Origin of the sequence: Streptomyces sporangiiformans, from assembly GCF_005768555.2 — a bacterium.
GTDB classification, from domain to species: domain Bacteria; phylum Actinomycetota; class Actinomycetes; order Streptomycetales; family Streptomycetaceae; genus Streptomyces; species Streptomyces sporangiiformans.
Map to the genome: position 1 here is coordinate 1 of NZ_VCHX02000145.1, position 22,964 is coordinate 22,964.

Annotated in this window: 21 protein-coding genes and 1 pseudogene; 20 read left to right on the forward strand and 2 right to left on the reverse strand. The window is 70.6% G+C overall.

From position 1 onward, the window contains the following. Window positions 1-302: 302 nt before the first annotated feature. The 5 genes from FGD71_RS21795 to FGD71_RS47465 all read left to right on the forward strand — a co-directional run bounded on the left by FGD71_RS21795 (window position 303) and on the right by FGD71_RS47465 (window position 5,405). A complete protein-coding gene (locus FGD71_RS21795; protein WP_119102177.1) occupies window positions 303-1,769 on the forward strand; it encodes an NAD(P)H-hydrate dehydratase in 1,467 nt (488 codons plus the stop codon). 309 nt (window positions 1,770-2,078) lie between these two features. After that, entirely contained in the window at window positions 2,079-3,323 is a 1,245-nt protein-coding gene (gene alr / locus FGD71_RS21800; protein WP_119102178.1) for an alanine racemase, read from the forward strand. Continuing rightward, window positions 3,320-4,552 carry an alpha/beta fold hydrolase gene (locus FGD71_RS21805; protein ID WP_119102179.1) on the forward strand — a complete coding sequence of 411 codons (1,233 nt, stop codon included), beginning with the start codon at window positions 3,320-3,322 and terminating at the stop codon, window positions 4,550-4,552. Before alr ends, FGD71_RS21805 begins: the two co-directional genes overlap by 4 nt. Next, on the forward strand, window positions 4,518-5,045 hold the full coding sequence (gene tsaE, locus FGD71_RS21810) for a tRNA (adenosine(37)-N6)-threonylcarbamoyltransferase complex ATPase subunit type 1 TsaE (protein WP_119102180.1): 528 nt from the start codon (window positions 4,518-4,520) through the stop codon (window positions 5,043-5,045). The genes FGD71_RS21805 and tsaE overlap by 35 nt, the downstream gene beginning before the upstream one ends. 186 nt (window positions 5,046-5,231) lie before the next feature. After that, a complete protein-coding gene (locus tag FGD71_RS47465) occupies window positions 5,232-5,405 on the forward strand; it encodes a hypothetical protein (protein WP_162931194.1) in 174 nt (57 codons plus the stop codon). A gap of 47 nt (window positions 5,406-5,452) precedes the next feature. Here FGD71_RS47465 and FGD71_RS21815 read toward each other — a convergent pair whose 3' ends face one another. Further along, a complete protein-coding gene (locus FGD71_RS21815) occupies window positions 5,453-6,004 on the reverse strand; it encodes a L,D-transpeptidase (RefSeq protein ID WP_162931195.1) in 552 nt (183 codons plus the stop codon). Window positions 6,005-6,114: 110 nt separating this feature from the next. Between FGD71_RS21815 and tsaB the strand changes: the two genes are divergently transcribed. The 8 genes and pseudogenes from tsaB to FGD71_RS49715 all read left to right on the forward strand — a co-directional run bounded on the left by tsaB (window position 6,115) and on the right by FGD71_RS49715 (window position 14,366). Next, window positions 6,115-6,768: a tRNA (adenosine(37)-N6)-threonylcarbamoyltransferase complex dimerization subunit type 1 TsaB gene (gene tsaB / locus FGD71_RS21820; protein WP_119102182.1), complete on the forward strand. Its 654-nt coding sequence runs from the start codon at window positions 6,115-6,117 to the stop codon at window positions 6,766-6,768. A 17-nt stretch (window positions 6,769-6,785) separates the two neighbouring features. After that, the gene (gene rimI / locus FGD71_RS21825) at window positions 6,786-7,283 is read left to right on the forward strand and encodes a ribosomal protein S18-alanine N-acetyltransferase (protein ID WP_119102230.1); all 498 of its coding nucleotides are present in this window, start codon (window positions 6,786-6,788) and stop codon (window positions 7,281-7,283) included. Next, window positions 7,276-8,367, forward strand: a complete 1,092-nt coding sequence (gene tsaD, locus FGD71_RS21830; protein ID WP_119102183.1) for a tRNA (adenosine(37)-N6)-threonylcarbamoyltransferase complex transferase subunit TsaD — start codon at window positions 7,276-7,278, stop codon at window positions 8,365-8,367. The genes rimI and tsaD overlap by 8 nt, the downstream gene beginning before the upstream one ends. After that, window positions 8,364-8,621, forward strand: a complete 258-nt coding sequence (locus FGD71_RS21835) for a hypothetical protein (protein ID WP_119102184.1) — start codon at window positions 8,364-8,366, stop codon at window positions 8,619-8,621. The genes tsaD and FGD71_RS21835 overlap by 4 nt, the downstream gene beginning before the upstream one ends. Window positions 8,622-9,232: 611 nt before the next feature. Next, window positions 9,233-13,318, forward strand: a pseudogene (locus FGD71_RS21840) (RICIN domain-containing protein); the annotation flags it as partial. A gap of 34 nt (window positions 13,319-13,352) precedes the next feature. Beyond that, complete coding sequence (locus tag FGD71_RS49010) at window positions 13,353-13,694, forward strand: polymorphic toxin type 43 domain-containing protein (RefSeq protein WP_240436707.1); 342 nt, start codon at window positions 13,353-13,355, stop codon at window positions 13,692-13,694. A 1-nt stretch (window position 13,695) separates the two neighbouring features. Next, a complete protein-coding gene (locus tag FGD71_RS21845; RefSeq protein WP_140935927.1) occupies window positions 13,696-14,151 on the forward strand; it encodes a hypothetical protein in 456 nt (151 codons plus the stop codon). A gap of 89 nt (window positions 14,152-14,240) precedes the next feature. Continuing rightward, window positions 14,241-14,366, forward strand: a complete 126-nt coding sequence (locus FGD71_RS49715; RefSeq protein WP_276147152.1) for a hypothetical protein — start codon at window positions 14,241-14,243, stop codon at window positions 14,364-14,366. A gap of 279 nt (window positions 14,367-14,645) precedes the next feature. Here FGD71_RS49715 and FGD71_RS21850 read toward each other — a convergent pair whose 3' ends face one another. Then, window positions 14,646-15,092, reverse strand: coding sequence for an ATP-binding protein (locus tag FGD71_RS21850; protein ID WP_119102185.1), 447 nt, complete (start codon window positions 15,090-15,092; stop codon window positions 14,646-14,648). 116 nt (window positions 15,093-15,208) lie between these two features. Here FGD71_RS21850 and FGD71_RS21855 point away from each other — a divergent pair, with 116 nt between their 5' ends. The 7 genes from FGD71_RS21855 to FGD71_RS21885 all read left to right on the forward strand — a co-directional run bounded on the left by FGD71_RS21855 (window position 15,209) and on the right by FGD71_RS21885 (window position 22,964). After that, entirely contained in the window at window positions 15,209-16,039 is an 831-nt protein-coding gene (locus FGD71_RS21855; RefSeq protein ID WP_119102186.1) for a helix-turn-helix domain-containing protein, read from the forward strand. Window positions 16,040-16,053: 14 nt separating this feature from the next. Beyond that, complete coding sequence (locus tag FGD71_RS21860; protein ID WP_119102187.1) at window positions 16,054-16,185, forward strand: DUF397 domain-containing protein; 132 nt, start codon at window positions 16,054-16,056, stop codon at window positions 16,183-16,185. Window positions 16,186-16,274: 89 nt separating this feature from the next. Next, complete coding sequence (locus FGD71_RS21865) at window positions 16,275-17,303, forward strand: LacI family DNA-binding transcriptional regulator (protein WP_119102188.1); 1,029 nt, start codon at window positions 16,275-16,277, stop codon at window positions 17,301-17,303. A 149-nt stretch (window positions 17,304-17,452) separates the two neighbouring features. Further along, the gene (locus tag FGD71_RS21870; RefSeq protein WP_119102231.1) at window positions 17,453-18,745 is read left to right on the forward strand and encodes an extracellular solute-binding protein; all 1,293 of its coding nucleotides are present in this window, start codon (window positions 17,453-17,455) and stop codon (window positions 18,743-18,745) included. A gap of 9 nt (window positions 18,746-18,754) precedes the next feature. After that, the gene (locus FGD71_RS21875) at window positions 18,755-19,783 is read left to right on the forward strand and encodes a carbohydrate ABC transporter permease (protein WP_119102189.1); all 1,029 of its coding nucleotides are present in this window, start codon (window positions 18,755-18,757) and stop codon (window positions 19,781-19,783) included. Between the two features lie 134 nt (window positions 19,784-19,917). Further along, entirely contained in the window at window positions 19,918-20,682 is a 765-nt protein-coding gene (locus FGD71_RS21880; RefSeq protein ID WP_240436708.1) for a carbohydrate ABC transporter permease, read from the forward strand. 35 nt (window positions 20,683-20,717) lie between these two features. Then, window positions 20,718-22,964 carry a beta-xylosidase/alpha-l-arabinosidase gene (locus tag FGD71_RS21885; protein WP_119102190.1) on the forward strand — a complete coding sequence of 749 codons (2,247 nt, stop codon included), beginning with the start codon at window positions 20,718-20,720 and terminating at the stop codon, window positions 22,962-22,964.

The window sequence follows — 22,964 nt, forward strand, 5'->3', positions numbered from 1 at the left end:
GGGGCGTACGGCCCGGTGTTGGTACAGCGTGCGGGTTTCCTGAGACAAGCCCTACGCGACGGGCGATGACGCACCGGCACACGGCCCCTCCCGCCGGTGACCGACTGCGGGACGGTTGGGGGCGCGCGCCCCGTTTTTAGGGGCGCGGGGAACTGCGCGACCAGCCACGACCGGCCCGCAGCCGAGGTGCGAGCGATGGGGGGCCTGGGGGCGCAGCCCCCTGTTTCGGGAAGGGGTGGGGTTGGGGAAAGGAAACCCTCTGCCACGCGCCTGCGGGCGCAGGCGTGGGGGAGACTCGGCGTATGCGTAGTGCGTACGGAGTGGAAACGGTGAGGGCGGCCGAGCGGGAACTGATGGCGCGGCTCCCGGAGGGGGCGCTCATGCAGCGGGCAGCCGCTGGACTGGCCGCCGCCTGCGCGGAGTTGCTGGGCCGGGTGTACGGCGCCCGTGTCGTCCTGCTGGTCGGCAGCGGCGACAACGGCGGAGACGCCCTGTACGCGGGAGCCCGCCTCGCCCGCCGCGGCGCCGGCGTCACGGCGGTACTGCTCGCACCCGACCGGACGCATGCCGGCGGCCTGGCCGCGCTCCGGCGCGCCGGCGGCAGCGTGGCTCCGGGCCGGCGGGACGACGCAGGCCAGGGCCCCGCCGACCTGGCCGCCGCCGAGCGGGTGATTCTCGCGGCCGATCTCGTGGTCGACGGCATCGTCGGAATCGGTGGCAAAGGGGGGCTCCGGCCGGACGCCGCCGCGCTGGCCGAGGTCACCGCGGCCTCCCGCGCCGCCGTGGTCGCCGTGGATCTGCCAAGCGGTGTCGAGGCCGACACCGGAGAGGTACGGGGCGCGGCGGTGCGCGCCGATCTGACGGTGACCTTCGGGACCCACAAGCCGGGGCTGCTGATCGATCCCGCACGGGAGTACGCCGGGTCGGTGAGGCTGATCGACATCGGCCTCTCGATGCCCGACGAGGCCGAGCTGGAGGCCTTGCAGCATGCCGACGTGGCGGCGTTGCTGCCGGTGCCGAGGGCCGAGAGCGACAAGTACCGGCGGGGGGTCGTAGGGATCGCCGCCGGGTCCGCGCGGTACCCCGGCGCGGCCGTACTCGCCGTGGCCGGGGCCCTGCGGGGCGGGGCGGGAGCCGTTCGGTACGTCGGGCCCGCCGGGGACGCCGTGATCGCGCGGTTCCCGGAGACGCTGGTGTCCTCCGGATCGCCCGAGCGGGCCGGGCGGGTGCAGGCGTGGGTCGTCGGGCCCGGGGCCGGGGACGACGCGGAGGCCGTGGCGGCGGTGCTGCGGGCGGACGTGCCCGTTCTCGTGGACGCGGACGGGTTGCGGCTCGCGGACCGTGATCTCGTACGGGCGCGGAGGGCGCCCACGCTGCTGACGCCGCACGCGGGCGAGGCCGCGGCGTTGCTCGGCGTCTCGCGGGACGAGGTCGAGGGAGCGCGGCTGCACTCCGTGCGGGAGCTCGCGGGCCGGTATGGGGCGACGGTGTTGTTGAAGGGGTCGACCACGCTGGTGGCTTCGGCCGCGGGTGGGGTGGTCCGGGTCAATCCGACGGGTACGTCCTGGCTCGCCACCGCGGGGAGCGGGGACGTGCTGTCGGGGCTCACCGGGTCGCTGCTCGCCGCGGGGCTCGGGGCGCTGGATGCGGGGAGTGCCGGGGCGTATCTGCACGGGCTTGCGGGGCGGTTCGCGGCGGATGGGGCGCCGATGGGGGCGCATGACGTGGCCGAGGAGATTCGCTCCGCGTGGCGGGATGTCGTGGGCTGAGGTGGTGAGGGCTCTTCCCCGACCCCGCCCCTTCCCGAAACTGGGGGCTCCGCCCCCAGCCCCCCCATCGCTCGCACTTCGGCTGCGGGCCGTTCGTGGCTGGTCGCGCAGTTCCTCGCGCCCCTGGCTGGGGGCTGCGCCCCCGAGCCCCCGGGTCGTGTGTCGGCTGCGGGACGGTCGTGGCTGGTCGCGCCCGCGCGGCGGAGCCGCATGATGTCACAGCCTCGCGCCCCTAAAGGGGCGCCCCCTTTAGGGGCGCGGGGACGGTGTCCGACGGGCCTGTCCGAGCACTCTGCGACACTGGGCGCGATGAGTGAGACAGCAGTCGCGCGTGCTCGCGCCGAGATCGACCTGGCCGCCCTGAGGGCCAATGTGCGGACCCTGCGTGCCCACGCACCCGCCGCCGCCCTCATGGCGGTGGTCAAGTCGGACGCTTACGGGCACGGGGCGGTCCCGTGTGCCCGGGCGGCCCTCGCCGCGGGCGCCACCTGGCTGGGCACGGCCACGCCCGAGGAGGCGCTGGCCCTGCGCGCGGCGGGCCTGCCGGGCCGGATCATGTGCTGGCTGTGGGCACCGGGCGGCCCCTGGCGCGAGGCCGTCGAGGCCGACCTGGACCTGGGCGTCAGCGGGCTCTGGGCGCTGCGGGAGGTCGCGCGGGCCGCGCGCACGGCGGGCCGCGCCGCCCGCATCCAGCTCAAGGCCGACACCGGTCTGGGGCGGGGCGGCTGTCAGCCCGGCGACTGGGAGGAGCTCGTCGGCGAGGCGCTGCGCGCCGAGGCGGAGGGACTCGTCCGGGTCACCGGGCTCTGGTCGCACTTCGCGTGTGCCGACGAGCCGGGGCACCCCTCCATCGACGCCCAGCTCGCCCGTTTCCGCGAGATGGTCGGGTACGCCGAGGAGCGGGGCGTACGGCCGGAGGTGCGGCACATCGCCAACTCGCCCGCCACGCTCACCCTCCCCGAGGCCCACTTCGATCTCGTACGCACGGGAATCGCGACGTACGGCATCTCGCCCGGCCCCGAGCTCGGCACCGCGGCCGATCTCGGACTGCGCCCGGTGATGACACTGTGGGCGTCACTCGCGCTGGTGAAGCGCGTTCCGGCGGGGCACGGCGTCAGTTACGGGCATCAGTACGTCACATCGGGCGACACGACCCTCGGCCTCGTGCCCGTCGGGTACGCGGACGGCATCCCGCGCCACGCCTCCGGCACCGGCCCCGTCCTGGTCGGCGGCAAATGGCGGACGGTCGCCGGCCGGGTCGCGATGGACCAGTTCGCGGTCGACCTCGGCGGGGACACACCGCCGGTGGGCGAGCGGGCGGTGCTGTTCGGGCCCGGTGACGGGGGCGAGCCGACCGCGGAGGACTGGGCTCAGGCCGCGGGCACGATCGCTTACGAAATCGTCACCCGGATCGGAACCCGCGTGCCGCGCGTCTACGTGAATGAAGAACAAGACGGGTACGCCCTTTCCGGAGGCGGCCCCCGGACCTCCGGCACAGGACAGAGGGAACCAGCAGCACCAGACGACACTGCGGTGAAGAGGAGCGGTACGTGAGCGAGAGCAGTGCGGAGGCCGCCGCCTCGGTAGTCTCCGCCGCGGGGAACGCCGGGAACTGGCGCAAGGCGGGCCTCGCGGGCGCGGCGATAGGCGTCATCGCGGCGGGCGCTGCCGCCGGCGTCGCGATCGAGCGGCTCACGGTCGGCCGCGGCATGCGCAGAAAGGCCCGGCTGGCGCTCGACTCGGCCGGTCCGTACGGCGCGCTGCGCGGCATGCCCGGCACAGCGACCGCGGACGACGGCACGGAGCTGTACTACGAGGTCGACGACGTGGAGCAGGACACCACGCTCACGCCCCGCCGCCGCAGACTCTTCGGGCGCAAGGCCCCGGCCCCGGTCACCGTCGTCTTCAGCCACGGCTACTGCCTCAGCCAGGACTCCTGGCACTTCCAGCGCGCCGCGCTGCGCGGTGTGGTGCGGACCGTCCACTGGGACCAGCGCAGCCACGGCCGCTCGGGTCGCGGCGTCGCCCAGACGCGGGACGGCGTGCCGGTCGACATCGACCAGCTCGGCCGTGACCTGAAGGCGGTCATCGACGCGGCCGCACCCGAGGGCCCGCTCGTGCTCGTCGGTCACTCGATGGGCGGCATGACGGTGATGGCGCTCGCCGACCAGTACCCGGACCTCGTGCGCGAGCGCGTGGTCGGGGTGGCGCTCGTCGGTACGTCGTCGGGGAACCTGGGTGAGGTCAACTTCGGGCTGCCCGTGGCGGGCGTCAACGCGGTGCGGCGTGTCCTGCCCGGGATACTGAAGGCGATGGGGCAGCAGGCCGAGCTGGTGGAGCGCGGGCGGCGCGCCACGGCCGATCTGTTCGCGGGGATCGTCAAGCGGTACTCGTTCGCGACCCGGGACATCGACCCGGCGGTCGCGCGGTTCGCGGAGCGGCTGATCGAGGGCACGCCGATCGACGTGGTCGCGGAGTTCTACCCGGCCTTCGCCGACCACGACAAGACCGAGGCACTGGCGTCCTTCGACGAACTGCCCGTGCTCGTGCTGGCCGGAGTCAAGGACCTGGTGACCCCGAGCGAGCACAGCGAGGCGATCGCGGACCTGCTGCCGGACGCGGAGCTGGTGCTCGTGCCGGACGCCGGGCACCTGGTGATGCTGGAGCACCCGGAGGTCGTCACCGACCGCCTCGCCGACCTCCTCACCCGCGCGGGAGCCGTCCCGGCAGGGGCTACCGTGGGTGGTTATGGAAGCACCAGCAGCACCGCACAACCCGGCTGACACCATGCCCGTCACCGCCCGGCTCACCGTCGAATCCCCCGAACAGATGCAGGAGTTGGGCCGCCGTCTGGCCAAGCTGCTGCGGGCCGGTGATCTCGTGATGCTCACCGGGGAGCTCGGCGCGGGCAAGACGACGCTGGCTCGCGGGCTCGGCGAGGGGCTCGGTGTGCGGGGCGCGGTCACGTCGCCGACCTTCGTGATCGCCCGCGTGCACCCGTCCCTCGGTGACGGGCCGCCGCTCGTCCACGTGGACGCGTACCGCCTCGGCGGGGGGCTCGACGAGATGGAGGACCTCGATCTCGACGTCTCGCTGCCCGACTCGGTGATCGTCGTGGAGTGGGGCGAGGGCAAGGTCGAGGAGCTCACCGAGGACCGGCTGCATGTGCTGATCCACCGGGCGGTGGGGGACACCACCGACGAGGTACGGCACGTCACCCTCACCGGAGTCGGACAGCGGTGGGCCACGGTCGACCTCGGCGTGCTCGCGGTCTGATCACGGACAGTCGTCACGGGCGGTCGCCCACGGGCCGGGTGCCCCAGGCCTTCGTACGTTCGCCCTAAGGTTCCGACAAGTCGTCGGCAAGATGTTGCGTACCGCGCCTTCGCCGTGTTCACATGGTTACCGGTGTTGGTTAGGTCTACCTAACTTCGTCTGCGCCCGGAGCCCCAGGAGGCGGCCATGTCGACTTCGGAACGTGATGTGGCGCGGCCGCGTGTTCCTGCGAAGCCCGCCGGGGTGTCGATGCGTGAGCTGCTCGCGGCAAGCGCCGCAGCCCACGCCGTGTCCACGCCCCCACGCGCTCCCGCCCCACAGGCCCCCGCGCCCGAGGAGCGCCACCGCGAGGCCGCCTGAGCGCTCCGCCGGCAGGGCCACCCTGAACAGGGCGCCCGGCCTTGCGCCTACTCGACGACGACGACCTTCGTGCCGACCGTGGCGAACTTCCACATCGCGGCGCCGTCCTCGCGTGACTGGCGGATGCCGCCGAGCTTCTGCGAGGCGTCCGGTGCGGCGGTCGAGCCGTCGACCGCTGCGCTGAAGCCGATCGCGACGCCGTCCACGGTCGCGAAGCGGACGACATGCTCGATGGCGACGCCGTCGGAACCGGTGACCGCGCCGGAGCGAGAGGTGACCTTGTACGAGGTGGGCGCCGGGTCCACCGTGCCCGGCGTGACCTCGAAAGTGCGCCGGACCCGGTCGTTCGCTCCGACGAGCCAGACGCGGTCGTCGTCCAGCGAGTAGACGACCCGGTCGCCCGTGCCCGACCGGGCGGGGAGCGCGGCCAGGTCCTCGGCGCCCGGCGCCTTCGACGCGTTGGTCGTCGGGGACTTGGTGGGCTGCGGTTTGCCCAGGTCCTCCGGCACATTGGCCGACGCCCGGTAGGCGAGGAAGCCGACTGCGACGATCGCCGCCGTGGTGAGCCCGGCCACGAATCCCGAGCTGCTCCTAGCCACCTTGTGTGCCCACCTCTCGTACCGCATACGTCTTTTCGGTGACGGTAGCACCAGGTGGTGGCCGGGCCATGGCGGCCGTGCCCAGGCCTCGGGCGCCGTAGGCTGTTCGCGTGCTCTTGCTCGCTCTGGATACCGCCACTTCCGCCGTCACCGTCGCGCTGCACGACGGGACGTCCGTCGTCGCCTCGTCGAGTCAGGTGGACGCCCGTCGGCACGGGGAACTGCTGCTGCCCGCCGTCGACCGGCTGCTGGCCGAGGCCGGGCTGCGGCTCGACGCCGTCACCGGCATCGTCGTCGGCGTGGGCCCCGGCCCGTACACCGGGCTGCGGGTCGGCCTGATGACCGCCGACACCCTCGGGCTCGCGCTGGGCGTGCCCGTGTACGGCCTCTGCACCCTCGACGGCCTCGCGTACGCGGCCGACATCGGGACCCCCTTCGTCGTGGCGACCGACGCCCGGCGCAAGGAGGTCTACTGGGCGCGTTACTCCGATTCCCGTACGCGGGACACCGAGCCCGCCGTGGACCGGCCCGCCGAGATCGCCGAGGCCGTAGCCGGTCTGCCCGCGGTCGGCGCGGGCGCGCGGCTCTACCCCGACACGTTCCCCGACGCGCACGAACCCGAGAACGTCTCCGCGGCGGCACTCGCGTCCCTCGCGGCGGAGAAGCTGGCGCGCGGCGAGGAACTCCCGGCCCCCCGCCCGATGTACCTGCGCCGCCCCGACGCCCAGGTACCCAAGAACTACAAGGTGGTCACCCCCAAGTGACGGCGGTGCTGCGCGAGATGCGCTGGTGGGACATCGACCCCGTACTGGCGCTGGAGAAGGACCTCTTCCCCGAGGATGCCTGGTCGCGGGGCATGTTCTGGTCGGAGCTGGCCCATTCGCGAGGGCCGGCCGCGACACGACGGTATGTCGTGGCCAAGGACGGTGAGCGGCTCGTCGGGTACGGGGGCCTCGCCGCCCAGGGCGACGTGGGGGACGTACAGACCATCGCCGTCGCCCGTGACCAGTGGGGCACCGGGCTCGGCGCGCTGATCCTGACCGAGCTGCTGCGGGCCGCGACCGCCTTCGAGTGCGCCGAGGTGCTGCTCGAATGCCGGATCGACAACATCCGCGCCCAGAAGCTGTACGAGCGCTTCGGCTTCGAGCCCATCGGTTTCCGGCGCGGCTACTACCAGCCGGGCAACATCGACGCGCTCGTGATGCGCCTCGGCACGGCGTCCGACAGTGGCTCCACCGCGGGTTCCCCCTCTGCACAAGGAACAGATACCCATGACTGACGAACCTCTCGTCCTCGGCATCGAGACCTCCTGCGACGAGACCGGCGTCGGCATCGTCCGCGGCTCCACGCTGCTCGCGGACGCGATCGCGTCGAGCGTCGACGAGCACGCGCGCTTCGGCGGCGTCGTACCGGAGGTCGCGAGCCGCGCGCATCTGGAAGCGATGGTGCCGACCATCGAGCGGGCCCTGAAGGAGGCGGGGGTGAGCGCGCGCGATCTCGACGGGATCGCGGTCACGGCCGGCCCCGGGCTCGCGGGCGCCCTGCTCGTCGGCGTCTCGGCGGCGAAGGCGTACGCGTACGCGCTGGGCAAGCCGCTGTACGGCGTCAACCACTTGGCCTCGCACATCTGCGTGGACCAGCTGGAGCACGGCGCGCTGCCGGAGCCGACGATGGCGCTGCTGGTCTCCGGCGGCCACTCCTCGCTGCTGCTCTCCACGGACATCACCTCCGACGTACGGCCGATGGGCGCGAGCATCGACGACGCGGCGGGAGAGGCGTTCGACAAGATCGCGCGCGTGCTGGACCTGGGTTTCCCGGGCGGTCCGGTCATCGACCGGTACGCGCGTGAGGGCGACCCGGAGGCGATCGCGTTCCCGCGCGGGCTGACCGGGCCGCGCGACCCGGCGTACGACTTCTCCTTCTCCGGTCTGAAGACCGCCGTGGCCCGCTGGATCGAGGCGAAGCGGGCGGCGGGGGAGGAGGTGCCGGTGCGCGATGTGGCCGCGTCCTTCCAGGAGGCGGTCGTGGACGTGCTGACCCGGAAGGCCGTACGCGCGTGTCGTGACCAGGGTGTCGACCACCTCATGATCGGCGGCGGGGTGGCCGCCAACTCCAGGCTGCGGGTCCTCGCCCAGGAGCGCTGCGAGGCCGCCGGGATCCGACTGCGGGTCCCCCGGCCCAAGTTGTGCACCGACAACGGCGCGATGGTGGCGGCGCTCGGCGCGGAGATGGTGGCGCGCGGGCGCGCGGCCTCGGACTGGGACCTCTCGGCGGACTCCTCGCTTCCGGTGACGGATCCGCACGTCCCTGGGCGCACGCATGATCACGTGCACGAGGTGAGCAAGGAGAACCTGTACTCGTGACGGTCGCCTTGATGTGGGAGGCGCGGGCGGTGGCGGGCCGGGGCGAGGAACTGCTGGCCTGGGTCCGGGCGCAGGACCTCGCCGTGAGGCCCCTGCGCCGGGAGACCTTCCGGGCACCTCAGGACCGCGTCCTGGTCATCACCTGGTGGGACGCTCCGTACGACGCCGACCTTCCCGAACTGCCCGACCCGGACGGCGAGTTGGTGACGCGGACGGTGCACAGGTGGCGGTTCGAGCCGGTGGCGGAGGGCTGACCGGACGGTAATCGTCCAACCGTCGTCGGGGCAGCCGTCGGGATCACTGTCGGGACAGCCGTCGGGTTCAGTCGTCGGGAGGGCGACTCGGCTGTGACCTCCTTGGGCGTGGTCCTCCCGGGCTGCTTGTCATGTCCTGGTCTGGTGGGCTGGTTTTTGGTCAACTTCGGACGCTGCGCAGCCCGTAAACCCATCCCTTCTTCACAGGATGAACACAGTTAACGCACGTTCTGTTCACGGGATTTACTCATTCCGGAGTGCGGCCCGGGTCTGGGGCCACGCGCCAAGCGGGACGCGGGCGGCCGAAGTTACCCCTTGTTACATGCCGCTGACCCGTGGCTATGGTGATCGCCGCGCGCCCGGCGGGTCTTGACCAACCCGCATCCGGGCGCACCAGCCATTCCGGCGGCCGGGAACACCGGCGCCCACGGGGAGAGGTACATCGTCATGCCGTCAAGGCGGCCACTCGCGCACGCCTGCTGGGAGTTCCCGGCACCGCGCTGAGGCAGCACGACCGCCTCACAGCACCCTCACCTCTTCGACCGGGCCCGGCCCGCACCCCCCTTTGACGAAGAAAGGGCACCTTGTTGCGCCCCAGAACGCGGTTCCTCATGCCCGGATTCCGAAGATCCGGAATCCTCACCCCCGTCATCACATCTGTCGCTGCCCTGGCCGTCCTCGGTGGCCTGGCCGTCCAGCCCGACCTGCTCAACCGGGACACCAGAGGGGGAGCCGAGTAGGCGGGCGACTCCTACGACTGGCACGAGGACTCGGCTGCCGAGCAGTTACGGCAGGACCAGTGCCTGATGGCCGATGTCCTGCGCCTGGGCGGCCCGTCCATGGCCACGACCGCGCAGGACGGCCTCAACCAGACCCCGGACAAGCTCCACGTTCTGGCCGACCGGGAGCACTGGCAGAGCACCCCGCTCGCCCAGGCGTACCAGAAGGACAAGGACGCGGCGGCCAAGGAACTGGACGCCCTCCACGCCCTCCGCGGCGGCTGGCAGAAGCCCGTCGACGGTCTGACAACCCCGGCCGGTTTCACCAGCGCCGACTTCCACTGGCCCCCGGGATCGCCGGGTGACGGCAAGGACGATTTCTACGGCCAGACCGGTCTGACGAAGTGGACTGCCGACCGGTTCTGGGAGGAAGAAGACGACTTCTACCAGGACACCACCCCCAAGGCGGACGAGAAGACCCTCAAGGCCGTTGACGACCTGGGCACCCCCCTCTACGGGAAGGACCCGGACCCGAATCTTCCCCAGGACGAGCGGGAACGTGCGCTCGCCGAGCGGGACGCGTTCAAGTGGCTGCGCGGGGCCACGGGGGAGAACGCTGGCGCGGACAACGCCCGTATCTTCCTCGCGTCCGGGGGCTTTCCCCGCACCGCCCCGCAGCCGGACACCGCGGAGTACCGCATCGCGGTCGAGGACCTGAAGACCCGGTTCGCGTCGTGCGCGTGGCGTGACCCCGTCGACCCGAACAAGGCGCTGAACGAGGTTTCTGCCACGGCCGCCCAGGAGTGGCAGCAGGAGATCGCCTCCCAGCAGGTTCAGCGCAACCAGATCCTGAACGCGAACAAGGACGCCACCAAGGCCCTGGCCACCGGCGCCAAGGCTCTGGGAGACCTGCTCGGCCAGTCGTGGACCGCCGACCGCCTGGCCCGCTGGCAGGACTACTGGCCCGCCGGCGGGGCCGGGTGGGTCGGTGACGCGCCAACGGTGATCGAGGTGCACGCGGCGCAGGGCAAGTGTCTCGAAGCCGAGGGTGGCAAGAAGGCCGACGGCACACCGGTCCAGCTGTACACGTGCAATGGCTCGGCGGCGCAGAAGTGGCAGGTCTACGGCGACGACAAGGGCCTGCACCTGCAGAACGTCAACTCCCTGAAGTGCCTCGACGTTTACAACAACGACTCGGCGAACGGCACGAAGATCCTGATCTGGACGTGCAACAGCTCCCCGGCGCAGACGTGGAAGTACAACCTGCGCGCGACGACGAGCCTGGAGAACGTCGGCACGGGCAAGTGTCTGGACCTGCACGAGTACACCAACGGCTACAACTCGTGGCTGTGGGCGTGCAACGGCACTGGCCCGCAGCAGTTCGACATCAAGCCGTCCGGCCACAACGGCACCGTTCCGCCGAAGGCGCAGTTCGACAAGGCCAAGACCGGCATCATCAGCGCTCAGACGGCGGCGAAGCAGCAGCTCGCCGTCCTCAAGTCGCAGGCCGCCGCCGCGAAGAAGGCCGCGACGGACTCGGGCACCGCCGAGCAGTCCGCGTACACCGTCGCGGACGCCAACGGCGCTCCTCGGGGCCGTGGTCTGCTGGTGGGTCAGCAGAAGGCGCAGGTCACCCAGGGTGCGGCTGCCGCCCTTGAGGCGATGGTGAAGGCGGGCGAGACCGCCGAGGCCGCCACCCGCGCCTCCGGTGGCGACAGCCAGACCATCGCGCAGCGAGCGCTGGCGCAGGCCGCACAGGTGAAGGCGGAGTTCCGTAAGGAAGCCGCGCACACCGCGGAGTTGCAGGCGAAGGCCGCCGCCGACGCCGCGAAGGTGCACCGCGACAACGCGAAGAAGGACAAGGAGACCGCCGAGGCCAAACTCGCCGAGACCTTGAAGGCCGAGGGTGACGCGAAGGCGGCCGCCGCCGACGCCCACGCCAAGCGGCTCGCGGCGGAAGCCGAGGAGAAGACGGCGAAGGCGGAGAAGGAGACCGCCGCAGCCAAGCAGGCCGAGGCAGCGCAACACAAGAAGAACGCCGAAGCCGAAGCGACGAAGGCGAAAGACGCCAAGGAGAAGGCCGAAACCGCCGAGGGCACCGCGGTTGAGAAGAAGAACGCCGCGGTCAAGGCCCGCGACAACGCCAAGGCCAAGCGGGACGACGCATGGGACGCGGAGCAGAAGGCCGACGCCGCCCGCGCCAAGGCGGATGCGAAAGCCGCCTACGCTCAGGCCCACATCTCGGACACCAATGCCAAGGAGTCCAGGGCGGCCGCCAACGCGGCGGACAAGCACGCGGGCGACGCCGAGGCGGCTGCCACGAAGGCGCGTTCGGAGGCCGACGTCGCGACGAAGGCCGCAGCCGACGCGGACGCCGCAGCCACCCGCGCCGAGGCGGCGGCGAAGCGCGCCCGGGCGCACGCCGACGGGGCGCAGGCGGCGGAGCTGAAGGCCGACGCCGCGGTGAAGACCGCGACCAGCGCCGCGGCGGACGCCATTAAGGCTGCCGCCCACGCCGCCTCGGAGGCGAAGACGGCCGTAAAGCTGGCCGGCGAAGCGGAAGCGAAGGCCAAGACTGCCAAGGGCCATGCGAACGAGGCGAAGAAGGAGGCCGTCAAGGCCCTGGCGGCGTCGGCGAAGGCTGCGGGCTTCGCCCATGTCACCGCTCAGGCCGCGGTGGACGCCGGGAACGCCGCCTCGCAGGTCGCCAAGCCGGCCAATGACGCGATCCAGCTCGGCTCCCCATACGTCACCACGGACTCGGCCGCGAGCCTGGTTGTGCTGACGGGGCAGGCGTCGAAGACGATCGCCGATCAGCAGAAGGCAGTCGCCGACGCCCACGCCAAGAACGCGAAGGAGGAGGCCGCGGCAGCCAAGGCCCTCGCCGACCAGGCGCAGGGGGATGCGAAGGCCGCCTACCAGCACGCGGCCAACGCCGCCGCGCACGCGGGGGACGCTCGCACCTATGCGAACGAGGCCCTCGGCTACGCGGCCGCTGCGGCCACTGCCGCGTCCAAGGCAGCTGCGTCACTGGCCCGCACCATCGAATACGGCCGACAGGCCACCGAGGATGCCGCAGCAGCCGACAAGGCTGCCGGGCGCGCTGAAGGCTACGCCAAGGAAGCCCGTGACTCCGCCGACCAGGCGGCCCTCGACGCCTCCGCCGCCCGCGCGGCCGCGGCCCAGGCCGAACAGGACGCCAAGGACGCACGGGCAGCGGCCGACCGCGCTGACGCCGCGGCGACCGAAGCCGAACAGGCCGCGAAAGACGCCGACAAGTACGCCGAGGAAGCGCAGCGAGCCGCAGAGTCGGCCGCACGCAAGGAGGCCAACAAGCAGGTTGCCAGTGGCGCGGGTACTGGGATCGGGGACACGTGGTACGTCGTCGACGAGGACAGCCTCAAGATCACCGACGCCAAGCAGGAGAACCCCTGCGTCATAGAGGTCGGCTTCGAAGGCTGCACCGTCACGTTCACGGTGACGTTCGATGTGACGGTCGACTTCTACCTGTGCACCAACCCCGACGTGCCGGCCACGGCTTCCGGCTGCCCGTCGCGGGACACGGTGTTTCTCCGCGCCGAGCCCTTCAAGGGCCTGACGAAGGAAGTCACCGAGTACTTCAGCAAGCTGGATCTCATTCAGCAGACCCTTACCTACAAGATCCTGAAGGCGGTCCTGGTCCAGGACTTCGTCGACTGCTGGCACGGCAGCGCCAGCGGCTGCGCCTGGGCCGCGAGCAACTTCATCCCCAGCAAGGCGTTCAGCAGGGTCGCCGATGCGATCCGCGCCCTGGACGCCGCGCTGCACACGGGGGTGGGGGTTCGCGATGCATTCAACGCACTGAAGGTCCTGAACCTGGACCCGGCGACGCTCGCCAAGATCGAGCGACAGGTCAACATCTACGAGGATGCGATCACTGCCTGCAAAACCAAGCCTGGCACCGCCAGAGCGCTCATAACGGCGGGTTCTCTGAGGGCGACGGCGCAGAACGTCGGCCCGAGCTGTGTCCTGATTGAGCTCGGACCGGGGGTCAAGTCGGCCGACGCACTCAAGGCGTTCAATCCTTCTGCGCCTGAAATCGAGTTCGTCTTCGAACCGCGTACCGGAAGGTTCATCACGGGAGACCCGGCACATCTGGGCCTGGAAGGCAGCCCGCACGAGCAGTTGGCGCGATCCATCGACGCCGACGAGAAGACGGTGCTGGGGGGGCACTATCTTCCGCGACAACGGCCGCCTAGTATTCACCGAGAACAGCGGACACTACGGGCACAGGTGGACGGACGCCACACGCGAGAAGTTCCAGGATTTCCTGAAGGGCTATGGCGTTGACTTCGACTACAGGCCGTGGGGGTGACATGGGAGAATGGACTCCTGTGGTCTATCGCGGCGACGGGGCGTGGATTGGCGTCATGCCCAGCGGCGAGATCGGCGTAGGTACCGAAGTGGAGGGGCGTGCAACTCTCGAAGGTTCGCGCTTCATTCCGATGTGGCCCTTCTTGGAGCGGGATTTCTCCGAATGCCTCAGTGAATTTTCCCGCCTAGGGGAATCCCCCGCGAGAGGTGGCACGCCACCCCCTGAGAAGCTGATCGAGCTGACCGTGGGATCAGCCTGGAAATCTGGTCGCCCCTATTGGATGCGACTCGCTGTTCCATGGGCGATCGAGATGGTTCAGCGCTCGGAATTCGACAGCGAGGCCATGGGGAATCTTCTTGGGGAGATGCTTGATTCGGAGATCGTGGAACCGGAGATGCGGGAGAGGCTCCGGCGCTTTTCTTCGATGCTGAGCGACTCGCTTGAGGACCGAGACTGACGCATGGAATTGAAGGTCCCCATCGGATTGATTTCCGGTGGGGCCCCTCGGGCACCGGGGGCCAGATCAACCCCAGCAAGAGGGAGGCGGTGTGCGACAGCACGAGCCGGGCCATCATCACCGACGAGCATCAGGGCCAGGCCTTCGCGACGCTGACCCCGTCGGGGAAGCCCAAGGTGATCGCCCGGGAGTACCGGATGGTGGACTCGCGGTGAGTATGCAGGAGCTCTCCGCGCGACACCTGCGCCGGGAGCTCCTGCGGGCCGCACGACCTCGAGTTTCCCGAACTTTGCCTTTCCAGGGGCCTGCATTCACATGAAGGCCGACAGACTCGTGCTGTGTCTGCCGGCCCGCGTAACCCCGTGAACAGGGACAACGCCGTGTTCGTCGCCGTGCTGATCGTGTTCGGTGGCCTCTCGGTCCTGGTGTTGCCGGACGGCTGGGGTTTCGCCTCGCTGCCTCTGGTGCCGGGCTGTGTCGCGCTGGTGCACAGGTCACGTCGGGCCTGGTCGCAGCGTCAGCTCCGCCCATACCGTCTTGCGCGGTGCCGGGCCGTCCGTCACGCCCCAGCTGGTCGCCAGGGCCTCGACGAGGGTGAGGCCACGACCTGATTCGGCGTCTGGGGCAGGGGTTGGTGACTGCTCCGGGCGGCGGTCGGCGCGGGTGTCCGTGACCTCGATCCGCAGAGTGTGAACTCCCGTGAGGAGCAGGCGCAGTTCGAAGCCGCGGCCCGGGACGCGGGCGTGCAGGACGGCGTTCGCCGTCAGTTCGGCGACGATCACGGCTGCGGCGTCCGAGGCCCCGCTGCCGTACGGGACGTCCCATGCGTCGAGTTGGCCGAGGGCCAGCAGTCGTGCCAGGCGGGTGGCTCGGGGAGTGGCCGAGAAGCGCTGGGTGAACACGCGTACGGTAACCGGGACTTGGGTGTCGGGGTGGTTCATGGTGGTCCACGGTGGCGGGCCGGCGGGTGCTCTTACCAGGCTGTACGTCCGTACTGCGGGTGGAGTACGGGGTCGCCGTGTGGACAGTACGGTGATCGTTCGGTGACTCTGGGTGCATGGCACACGACATTGGCTGGACGGCGCAGGGGCAGGGCGGTGAGCCGGAGTCGTCGGACAGCATGAGGACGTTCGGCGGATTCGTCCAGGGGCTGCGGGAACATGCGGGGTTGAGTCGGGAGGAGTTCGGGGCGCTGGTTCATCTGTCCAAGCACTCGGTGGAATCGATCGAGCTGGGGCGGCGGCTCGCGGATGAGCGGTTCGTGGGGCTGGCGGAGGGTGCGCTGGGGAACACGGGGGCGTTGCGCAGAGCGTTTCGGCATATGGCGCGCCAGCCGGGGCTGGCGTCCTGGTTCCGGATGTGGGCAAGGCTGGAGCGGGAAGCGGTGAGTCTCGACACGTACGAGTGCCGCATTCTGCCTGGGCTGTTGCAGTCGGAGGCGTACGCCCGCGCTGCGTTCGGCAACAACATCCCGTTGCTCGACGAAGAAGAGATGGAGACGCAGGTCCAAGCGCGCGTGGAGCGGCAGCGTCTGTTGCGTGAGCGCCCTAACACCTCGTTCAGCTTCATCATCGACGAGGGGGTGTTGCGGAGCCATCTCGGCGGTCCAGAGGTCATGAGGGGCGCGCTGGACCACCTTCTGGCCAGCGCGAGCGCACGCAACGTGCACCTGCAGATCATGCCGACGAACTACAAGGAGCACGCGTGCCTCGCGGGCCCGCTCCAACTCCTGGAAACAGGGGACGGGAGACGGTTCGCCTACGCGGAAGGCCAACAGCACGGTTGGCTGATCACGGACGTGAAAGAGGTCGTCATCGTTGGCCAGCGTTATGCAACACTGCGCTCGCAGGCCCTGCCGCCCGGGGACTCCAAGGACCTGCTCAAGTAAATCCGAGGAGCGCTATGAGCACCGACCTCACGTGGTTCAAGAGTAGCTACAGCAGCCCTCAGGGCGACCCGAGCCGCCCCCACCTGGGCCTCACCCCCTCCGCCTGGACCACTTTCGTCGCACAGGCCGCCGCCCGGGTGGACTGACCCAGGCCGCCTGGGCCCCCTGTAGCCTTCACGCCGACCCCGGTTTTCCGGAAGACTTCTGCAAGGTTGCGGCAACGGAGGTGGGCGCAGTGGCCCGGGAGAGCATCAAGAACAAGGTGACCATCACCGAGATCGCCCGGCAGGCCGGGGTCTCGGTCCCCACCGTGTCGCGTGTCGTCAACGGCCGCTCCGACGTGTCGCCGGAAACCCGGGCCCGGATCGAGGATCTGCTGCGGCATCACGGCTACCAGCGCAAGTCCGCCGCTCAGCGCGACCGGGCCGTCCTCATCGACCTGGTCTTCAACGACCTCGACAGCCCTTGGGCTGTGGAGATCATCCGCGGTGTGGAGGAGATCGCGCACGCGTCCGGCGTGGGCACCGTGGTGTCCGCCATCCACAACGCCTCGGGCTCGGCGCGGCAGTGGATGACCAATCTGCGGACGCGCGCGTCGGACGGGGTGATCCTGGTGACCTCCGTCCTCGAACCCCGTCTGCACGAGGAGTTGCGGCGCCTCGGCGTCCCGCTCGTCGTCGTCGACCCGGCGGGCTCGCCCTCCCTGGACATGCCGACCGTCGGCGCGACCAACTGGGCGGGCGGCATGGCCGCGACGGAACACCTGCTGGGCCTCGGCCACCGCAGGATCGGCTTCATCGCCGGGCCACAGCGGCTGCTGTGCTCGCGGGCACGGCTCGACGGCTATCGCGCGGCCCTGGAGGGCGCGGACGTCGCGGTCGATGACGCGCTGATCGTGCCGGGCGACTTCTATCACGCGGCGGGCTTCGACGGCTGCAACGTCCTGCTCGACCTGGACGAGCCGCCGACCGCGCTGTTCGCCGCGAGCGACCAGATGGCCCTCGGCGCGATCGAGGCCCTCAGGCGCCGCGGGCTTCGCGTGCCGGAGGACATGAGCGTCGTGGGGTTCGACGATCTGCCCGAGGTCCGGTGGTCGGCTCCGCCGTTGACGACGGTTCGCCAGCCCCTCGCGGACATGGGCAAGTTGGCGACCCGCACGGTGCTGCGGCTCGCGGAGGGCGAGGAGCCGGCGTCCCCTCGGGTCGAGCTCGCCACCGAGCTCGTCGTGAGGGCGAGTACGGCACCGCTTGCCGGGCGTTCCTGACAGGTTCCGCGCGCCTGCCGGTCCGTCCCGATCCCGATACCTCCGATATTTGTCAGGAGCGTTGACATACCTGTCGGACGCCCGTAACTTCCGTGCGCACTCAACCGATAATTTTCGGGCAACCTTCCGGAAGGTGTGCGATGCGAGCGTTGGGCAACACCTCACTCTCCCGCCGCGGGTTCCTGGCGGCCTCAGCGGCGACCGGCCTGGGGGCGGCCGCCTTGAGCGCCTGCGGCTCCTCCGACAGCGGCAACACCTCGGGCAAGACCGAGATCGAGTGGTGGAACATCACCACCACCCAGCCCGCGAAGAAGCTGTGGGCCCAGCGGGCCAAGGAGTTCGAGGCCGCGCATCCCGACGTCAAGATCAAGATCGTGACGCTGGAGAACGAGGCGTACAAGTCCAAGATGACCGCGCAGACCGCCTCCGGGAAGCTGCCGGACATCTACCACACGTGGGGCGGCGGCGTCCTCAAGCAGCAGGTCGACGCGGGTCTGGTCGAGGACCTGACGGACAAGGTCTCGTCCTGGACGAAGGACTTCATGCCCGCCGCTCTCGAGGCCTACCGGTTCGAGGACAGGGCGTACGCCGTCCCCTTCGACATCGGCATGGTCGGCTTCTGGTACAACAAGGCGCTCTTCAAGAAGGCCGGCATCGACACCCCGCCCACCACCTGGTCCGGCTACCTCGACGCCGTCCAGGCCCTCAAGGACGAGGGGATCACGCCCATCGCCCTGGCCGGCAAGGAGAAGTGGCCCGGCATGTACTACTGGGCGTACCTCTCGATGCGTGTCGCGGGCCTGGAGGCGATGCAGAAGGCCTCCGACGACGCCGACTTCACCGGTGAGGACTTCGTCAAGGCCGGCGAGCACCTCAAGGAACTCGTCGCCCTCAAGCCCTTCCAGAAGGGGTTCCTCGGCGCGGCCTACTCAACGCCCACCGGAGAGGCGGCCACGATGGCCAACGGCAAGGCGGCCATGGAGCTGATGGGCCAGTGGGCGCCGGTCGTACAGGCGGATGCGGGCAAGGGCCTCGGCGAGGACCTCGGCTTCTTCTCCTTCCCTGCCGTGGAGGGCGGCAAGGGAGCGCTCACCGAGGTGTTCGGCGGGGGCGGCGGCCACGCGGTGCGCAAGGGCGCGCCGGAGGCGGCGGTGGAGTTCCTGAAGTTCTTCGCGGAGAAGGAGTTCGCCGAGAAGCTCGTCAAGGAGACCGGGCTGGTACCGGTGTCCAAGGCCGCCCAGGGCGCGCTGACGGATCCCAACCTCACCGCCGTCTCGGACGCGCTGAACAAGTCCACGGGCTTCCAGCTCTACCTCGACCAGGCCTACGCTCCCGCGGTCGGCCAGGAGATCAACGACAGCGTCGCCGCGCTCATCGCGGGCTCCAAGTCGCCCGAGCAGGTGACGCGTTCGGTCACGCAGGTCGCCAAGAGCGAGGGCTAGCGGCGGCCGATGACGCATCCGACCTCCACCCCGGCCTCGATCACTTCCTCGTCGACCTACGCGCCGGACGCCGGCAAGTCTCCCCGCCCGGCGCCCGATTCACCCGGCCCGGCGGCCCGGCGGCCCGCCCCGCGCCGGGTGCGTGACTGGCTGTCGGCCTTCGTCTTCACCGTCCCGGCTCTGGTCCTGTTCGGCCTGCTCGTCCTTGTGCCGATGGGCTACGCGTTCTACATCAGCTTCTTCAACTGGGGTGGATTCGGAACGCCTTCGGACAGCGTGGGGTTCGACAACTACACCCGGCTCTTCGACGACCCGGTGTTCCTGGGCGACCTGTGGCGCGGCTTCCTGCTCATCGTTTTCTCCATCGTCCTCCAGCTGCCGTTCGCGCTCGCGATGGCCGTGCTGCTGAACCAGAGGCTGCGCGGCCGGGCCGTCTACCGGATGCTGTTCTTCGCGCCGTACATCCTGTCCGAGGTCATCACCGGTGTGCTGTTCAGCATGATCTTCGCGCCGGGCGAAGGGCTCGCCGACAAATCCCTCGACGCGATCGGGTTCGGCGCTCTGGGCGGGGACTGGTTCGCCGGCCAGGACACCGTCCTGCCCACGCTCTTCCTCGTCATGACCTGGAAGTACTTCGGCTTCCACATGATGCTGTACCTGGCGGGTCTGCAGGGCATCCCGGCCGAGTTGCACGAGGCGGCGCGCATCGACGGCGCCGGCGCCTGGCAGCGCTTCCGCCACATCACGCTGCCGCTGCTCGCGCCGACCCTCCGGATCAGTGTCTTCCTGTCCGTGATCGGCGCCATCCAGCTCTTCGACCTGGTGTGGGTGATCACTTCGGGCGGCCCCGACCACGCCTCCGAGACCATGGTCATCAGCCTCTTCCAGTACGGCTTCAAGCGCTACCAGATGGGCTACGCCAGTGCCATCAGCGTGGCGATGTTCCTGATCAGCCTCGTCTTCGCCCTCGCCTACCAGCGCTTCGTGCTGCGCCGCGACACCGAAGGAGCCATCACCACCATGCGAGCCAACCGATGAGCGCGTCGACGAGCGTGACCCGGGCCGAGAGCCTGCCGCCGCGCGCCCCGGCCAACGTGCCGAAGAGCGTGCGGCGGCGCCGGAGGCTGCGCACCGTCCCCGTGTACGTGATCCTCTGGGCGGTCGGCGTCTTCATGGTCACCCCGCTCCTGTACGCCCTTGTCTCCGGCTTCAAGTCGACCGACCAGCTGTCCGGCAACACCTTCGGCCTTCCGGACCCGTGGGTGACCTCCAACTACACGTCGCTGCTCGGCTCGGGCGCGTTCTGGCGGTCCATCGGCAGCAGCACCGTGATCGCCCTGGCCACCGCCGTGCTGACGGTGGGGGCGGCGGCGCTCGCCGCGTACGCGCTGGCCCGGTTCGCCTTCCGGGGGCGGGAGTTGCTGTTCACCGTCTTCACGATGGGGCTGATGTTCCCGTTCGCGGTGGCGATCCTGCCGCTGTTCATCCTGCTGCGCACCTTCGGGCTCCTGGACAACCCGTGGGGCGTGATCCTGCCCCAGGCGGCCTTCGGCCTGCCCATGACGATCGTCATCCTGCGCGGCTTCTTCCGGGAGATACCCGGGGAACTGGAGGAGGCCGCGACACTCGACGGCTGCTCGACCTTCGGTTTCTTCTGGCGCATCCTGCTGCCGCTGGCGCGCCCGGCCCTCGGCACGGTCTCCGTCCTCGCCATCGTGGGGAGCTGGAACAACTTCCTGCTGCCGCTGCTCGTCTTCAGCGAACCCACCTGGTGGACGATCCCGGTCGGCATCCAGCAGTTCCAAGGCCAGTACGCCTCCGATGTGGCCCGCATCTTCGCGTATCTGGTCCTTGCCATGGCACCCGCCCTGGCCTTCTACGCGGTCGCCGAGCGTCAGTTGATCGGTGGCATCACGCTCGGCGCGACCAAGGGCTGACCTTGCCGAATTCCCCTCTGGATGTGAGGAGTCACATGACCGAGCCCTGGCAGGACCCGGCTCTGCCCGCCGGAGTCCGCGCCGCCGACCTGCTCGCCCGCATGACCGCGCAGGAGAAGATCGCCCAGCTCTACGGCGTCTGGCCCGGCTCGAACTCGACCCCGGGCGGCGACATGGCCCCGCTGCAGCACGCGATGTCCGAGGACGTGGACCTCACCGAGCTGCTGCCGCACGGCCTCGGCCAGCTGACCCGGCCCTTCGGCACGGCGCCGGTCGATCCCGCCAAGGGCGCCGCCCGGCTGGCGTCCCTCCAGGAGCGCGTCCGTGCCGCGAACCGCTTCCGGCTGCCCGCCCTCGCGCACGAGGAGTGCCTCACCGGCTTCACCGCCTGGCAGGCGACGGTCTTTCCCACGCCGCTCGCCTGGGGCGCCAGCTTCGACCCGGCGCTGGTGCAGGAGATGGCGTCGGCGATCGGCTCCTCCATGCGGTCGGTCGGCATCCACCAGGGGCTTGCGCCCGTCCTCGATGTCGTACGGGATCCGCGCTGGGGCCGTACGGAGGAGTCGATCAGCGAGGACCCCTACCTCGTGGCGACGGTCGGCACCGCCTACGTCCAGGGGCTGGAGGCGGCGGGCATCGTCGCCACGCTCAAGCACTTCGCGGGCTACTCGGCCTCACGCGGCGCCCGCAACCACGCGCCCGCCTCGATCGGCCCGCGCGAACTGGCGGACGTCATCCTGCCGCCGTTCGAGATGGCCGTACGGGAGGGCGGCGCGCGGTCGGTGATGGCGGCGTACAACGACGTCGACGGGCTGCCCGCGCACGCGCACCACCGACTGCTCACCGAACTCCTGCGGGAACAGTGGGAGTTCACCGGCACGGTCGTCTCCGACTACTTCGGCGTGTCCTTCCTGGAGTCTGCGCACCAGCTCACGGACTCCCCGGCGGGGGCGGCGTCGCTCGCGCTCGCGGCGGGCGTGGACGTGGAACTGCCGGCGGTGCGGTGCTTCGGAGCGGGACCGCTCGACGAGGAACTGGTGGACCGGGCGGTCCTGCGGGTCCTGACGCAGAAGTGCGAGGTGGGTCTGCTGGATCCGGACTGGGCGCCGCCCGGTCCGTCGTCCGATCTGATCTCGTCCGACCCGGTGGATCTCGACCCGCCCGCCATGCGGGCCCTGGCAGGGCAGTTGGCCCAGGAGTCGGTCGTCCTGCTGGCCAACGACGGCATCCTGCCGCTCGCCGCCTCCGCGGTACGGCGTATCGCGGTCCTCGGCCCGCACGCCGACGACACGGCGGCCATGCTCGGCTGCTACACGTTCCCCCGCCATGTCCTCCTGGACCACCCCGAGGTGCCGATGGGCGTCGCCGTGCCGACGCTGCTCGAAGCGCTGGGCGCGGAGCTGCCGGACGCGGACTTCGTGGCCGATCCGGCGGTGGCCGACGTCTGCGTGGTCGCGGTCGGCGACAGGTCGGGGCTGTTCGGGCGCGGCACGTCGGGGGAGGGGTGCGACGCGGCGGACCTCGAACTGCCCGATGGCCAGGGTGAGTTGGTGGACGAAGCGCTGGCGTCGGGAACGCCGGTCGTGCTGGTCGTGCTGTCGGGCCGTCCGTACGCGCTCGGACGCTGGGCGGACCGGGTCGCGGCGGTGGTGCAGGCGTTCTTCCCCGGCGAGGAGGGAGGCCCCGCGGTGGCGGGAGTCCTGTCGGGGCGGGTCGATCCGTCGGGGCGGCTTCCGGTGAGTGTGCCGCGCGACCCCGCCGGGCAGCCGTGGACGTATCTCGCGCCGCCGCTCGGACAACGAGGAGAGGCGAGCAACCTCGACCCCACCCCGCTGTTCCCGTTCGGCCACGGGATGTCCTACACGACGTACGACTGGCAGACACCGTCGGTCGACGACGACTCGTTCCCGACGGACGGCGAGACCACGCTGCGCCTGACGGTGCGCAACAGCGGGACGCGGCCCGGCGCGGAGGTCGTCCAGCTCTATCTCCACGACCCGGTCGGCAAGGTGGCCCGCCCGGTGGCCCGACTGGTGGGCTATGCGCGAGTGCCGCTGGAGGCGGGGGAGTCGGCGGAGGTCCACTTCACGTTTCCGGCGGACATGGCCGCGTACACGGGCCCGGACGGTGACCGGATCGTCGAACCCGGAGAGCTGGAGCTGCGGTTGGCCGCGTCCTGCGCCGAGGGAGATGTGCGGTATGCGGTGCCGGTGACGCTGACCGGGCCGGAGCGGGTCGTGGGCCGGGAGCGGCGGATGCGGTGCGAAGTACGGGTGAAATGA

Excerpts from the sequence above, each read along its gene's own strand:
- FGD71_RS21795 (WP_119102177.1), top strand. The coding sequence starts at position 303 with ATGCGTAGTGCGTACGGAGTGGAAACGGTGAGGGCGGCCGAGCGGGAA.
- alr (WP_119102178.1), top strand. The coding sequence starts at position 2,079 with ATGAGTGAGACAGCAGTCGCGCGTGCTCGCGCCGAGATCGACCTGGCC.
- tsaE (WP_119102180.1), top strand. The coding sequence starts at position 4,518 with ATGGAAGCACCAGCAGCACCGCACAACCCGGCTGACACCATGCCCGTC.
- FGD71_RS47465 (WP_162931194.1), top strand. The coding sequence starts at position 5,232 with ATGTCGACTTCGGAACGTGATGTGGCGCGGCCGCGTGTTCCTGCGAAG.
- rimI (WP_119102230.1), top strand. The coding sequence starts at position 6,786 with ATGCGCTGGTGGGACATCGACCCCGTACTGGCGCTGGAGAAGGACCTC.
- tsaD (WP_119102183.1), top strand. The coding sequence starts at position 7,276 with ATGACTGACGAACCTCTCGTCCTCGGCATCGAGACCTCCTGCGACGAG.
- FGD71_RS21845 (WP_140935927.1), top strand. The coding sequence starts at position 13,696 with ATGGGAGAATGGACTCCTGTGGTCTATCGCGGCGACGGGGCGTGGATT.
- FGD71_RS21850 (WP_119102185.1), bottom strand. The coding sequence starts at position 15,092 with ATGAACCACCCCGACACCCAAGTCCCGGTTACCGTACGCGTGTTCACC.
- FGD71_RS21855 (WP_119102186.1), top strand. The coding sequence starts at position 15,209 with ATGGCACACGACATTGGCTGGACGGCGCAGGGGCAGGGCGGTGAGCCG.
- FGD71_RS21860 (WP_119102187.1), top strand. The coding sequence starts at position 16,054 with ATGAGCACCGACCTCACGTGGTTCAAGAGTAGCTACAGCAGCCCTCAG.
- FGD71_RS21875 (WP_119102189.1), top strand. The coding sequence starts at position 18,755 with ATGACGCATCCGACCTCCACCCCGGCCTCGATCACTTCCTCGTCGACC.
- FGD71_RS21880 (WP_240436708.1), top strand. The coding sequence starts at position 19,918 with ATGGTCACCCCGCTCCTGTACGCCCTTGTCTCCGGCTTCAAGTCGACC.
- FGD71_RS21885 (WP_119102190.1), top strand. The coding sequence starts at position 20,718 with ATGACCGAGCCCTGGCAGGACCCGGCTCTGCCCGCCGGAGTCCGCGCC.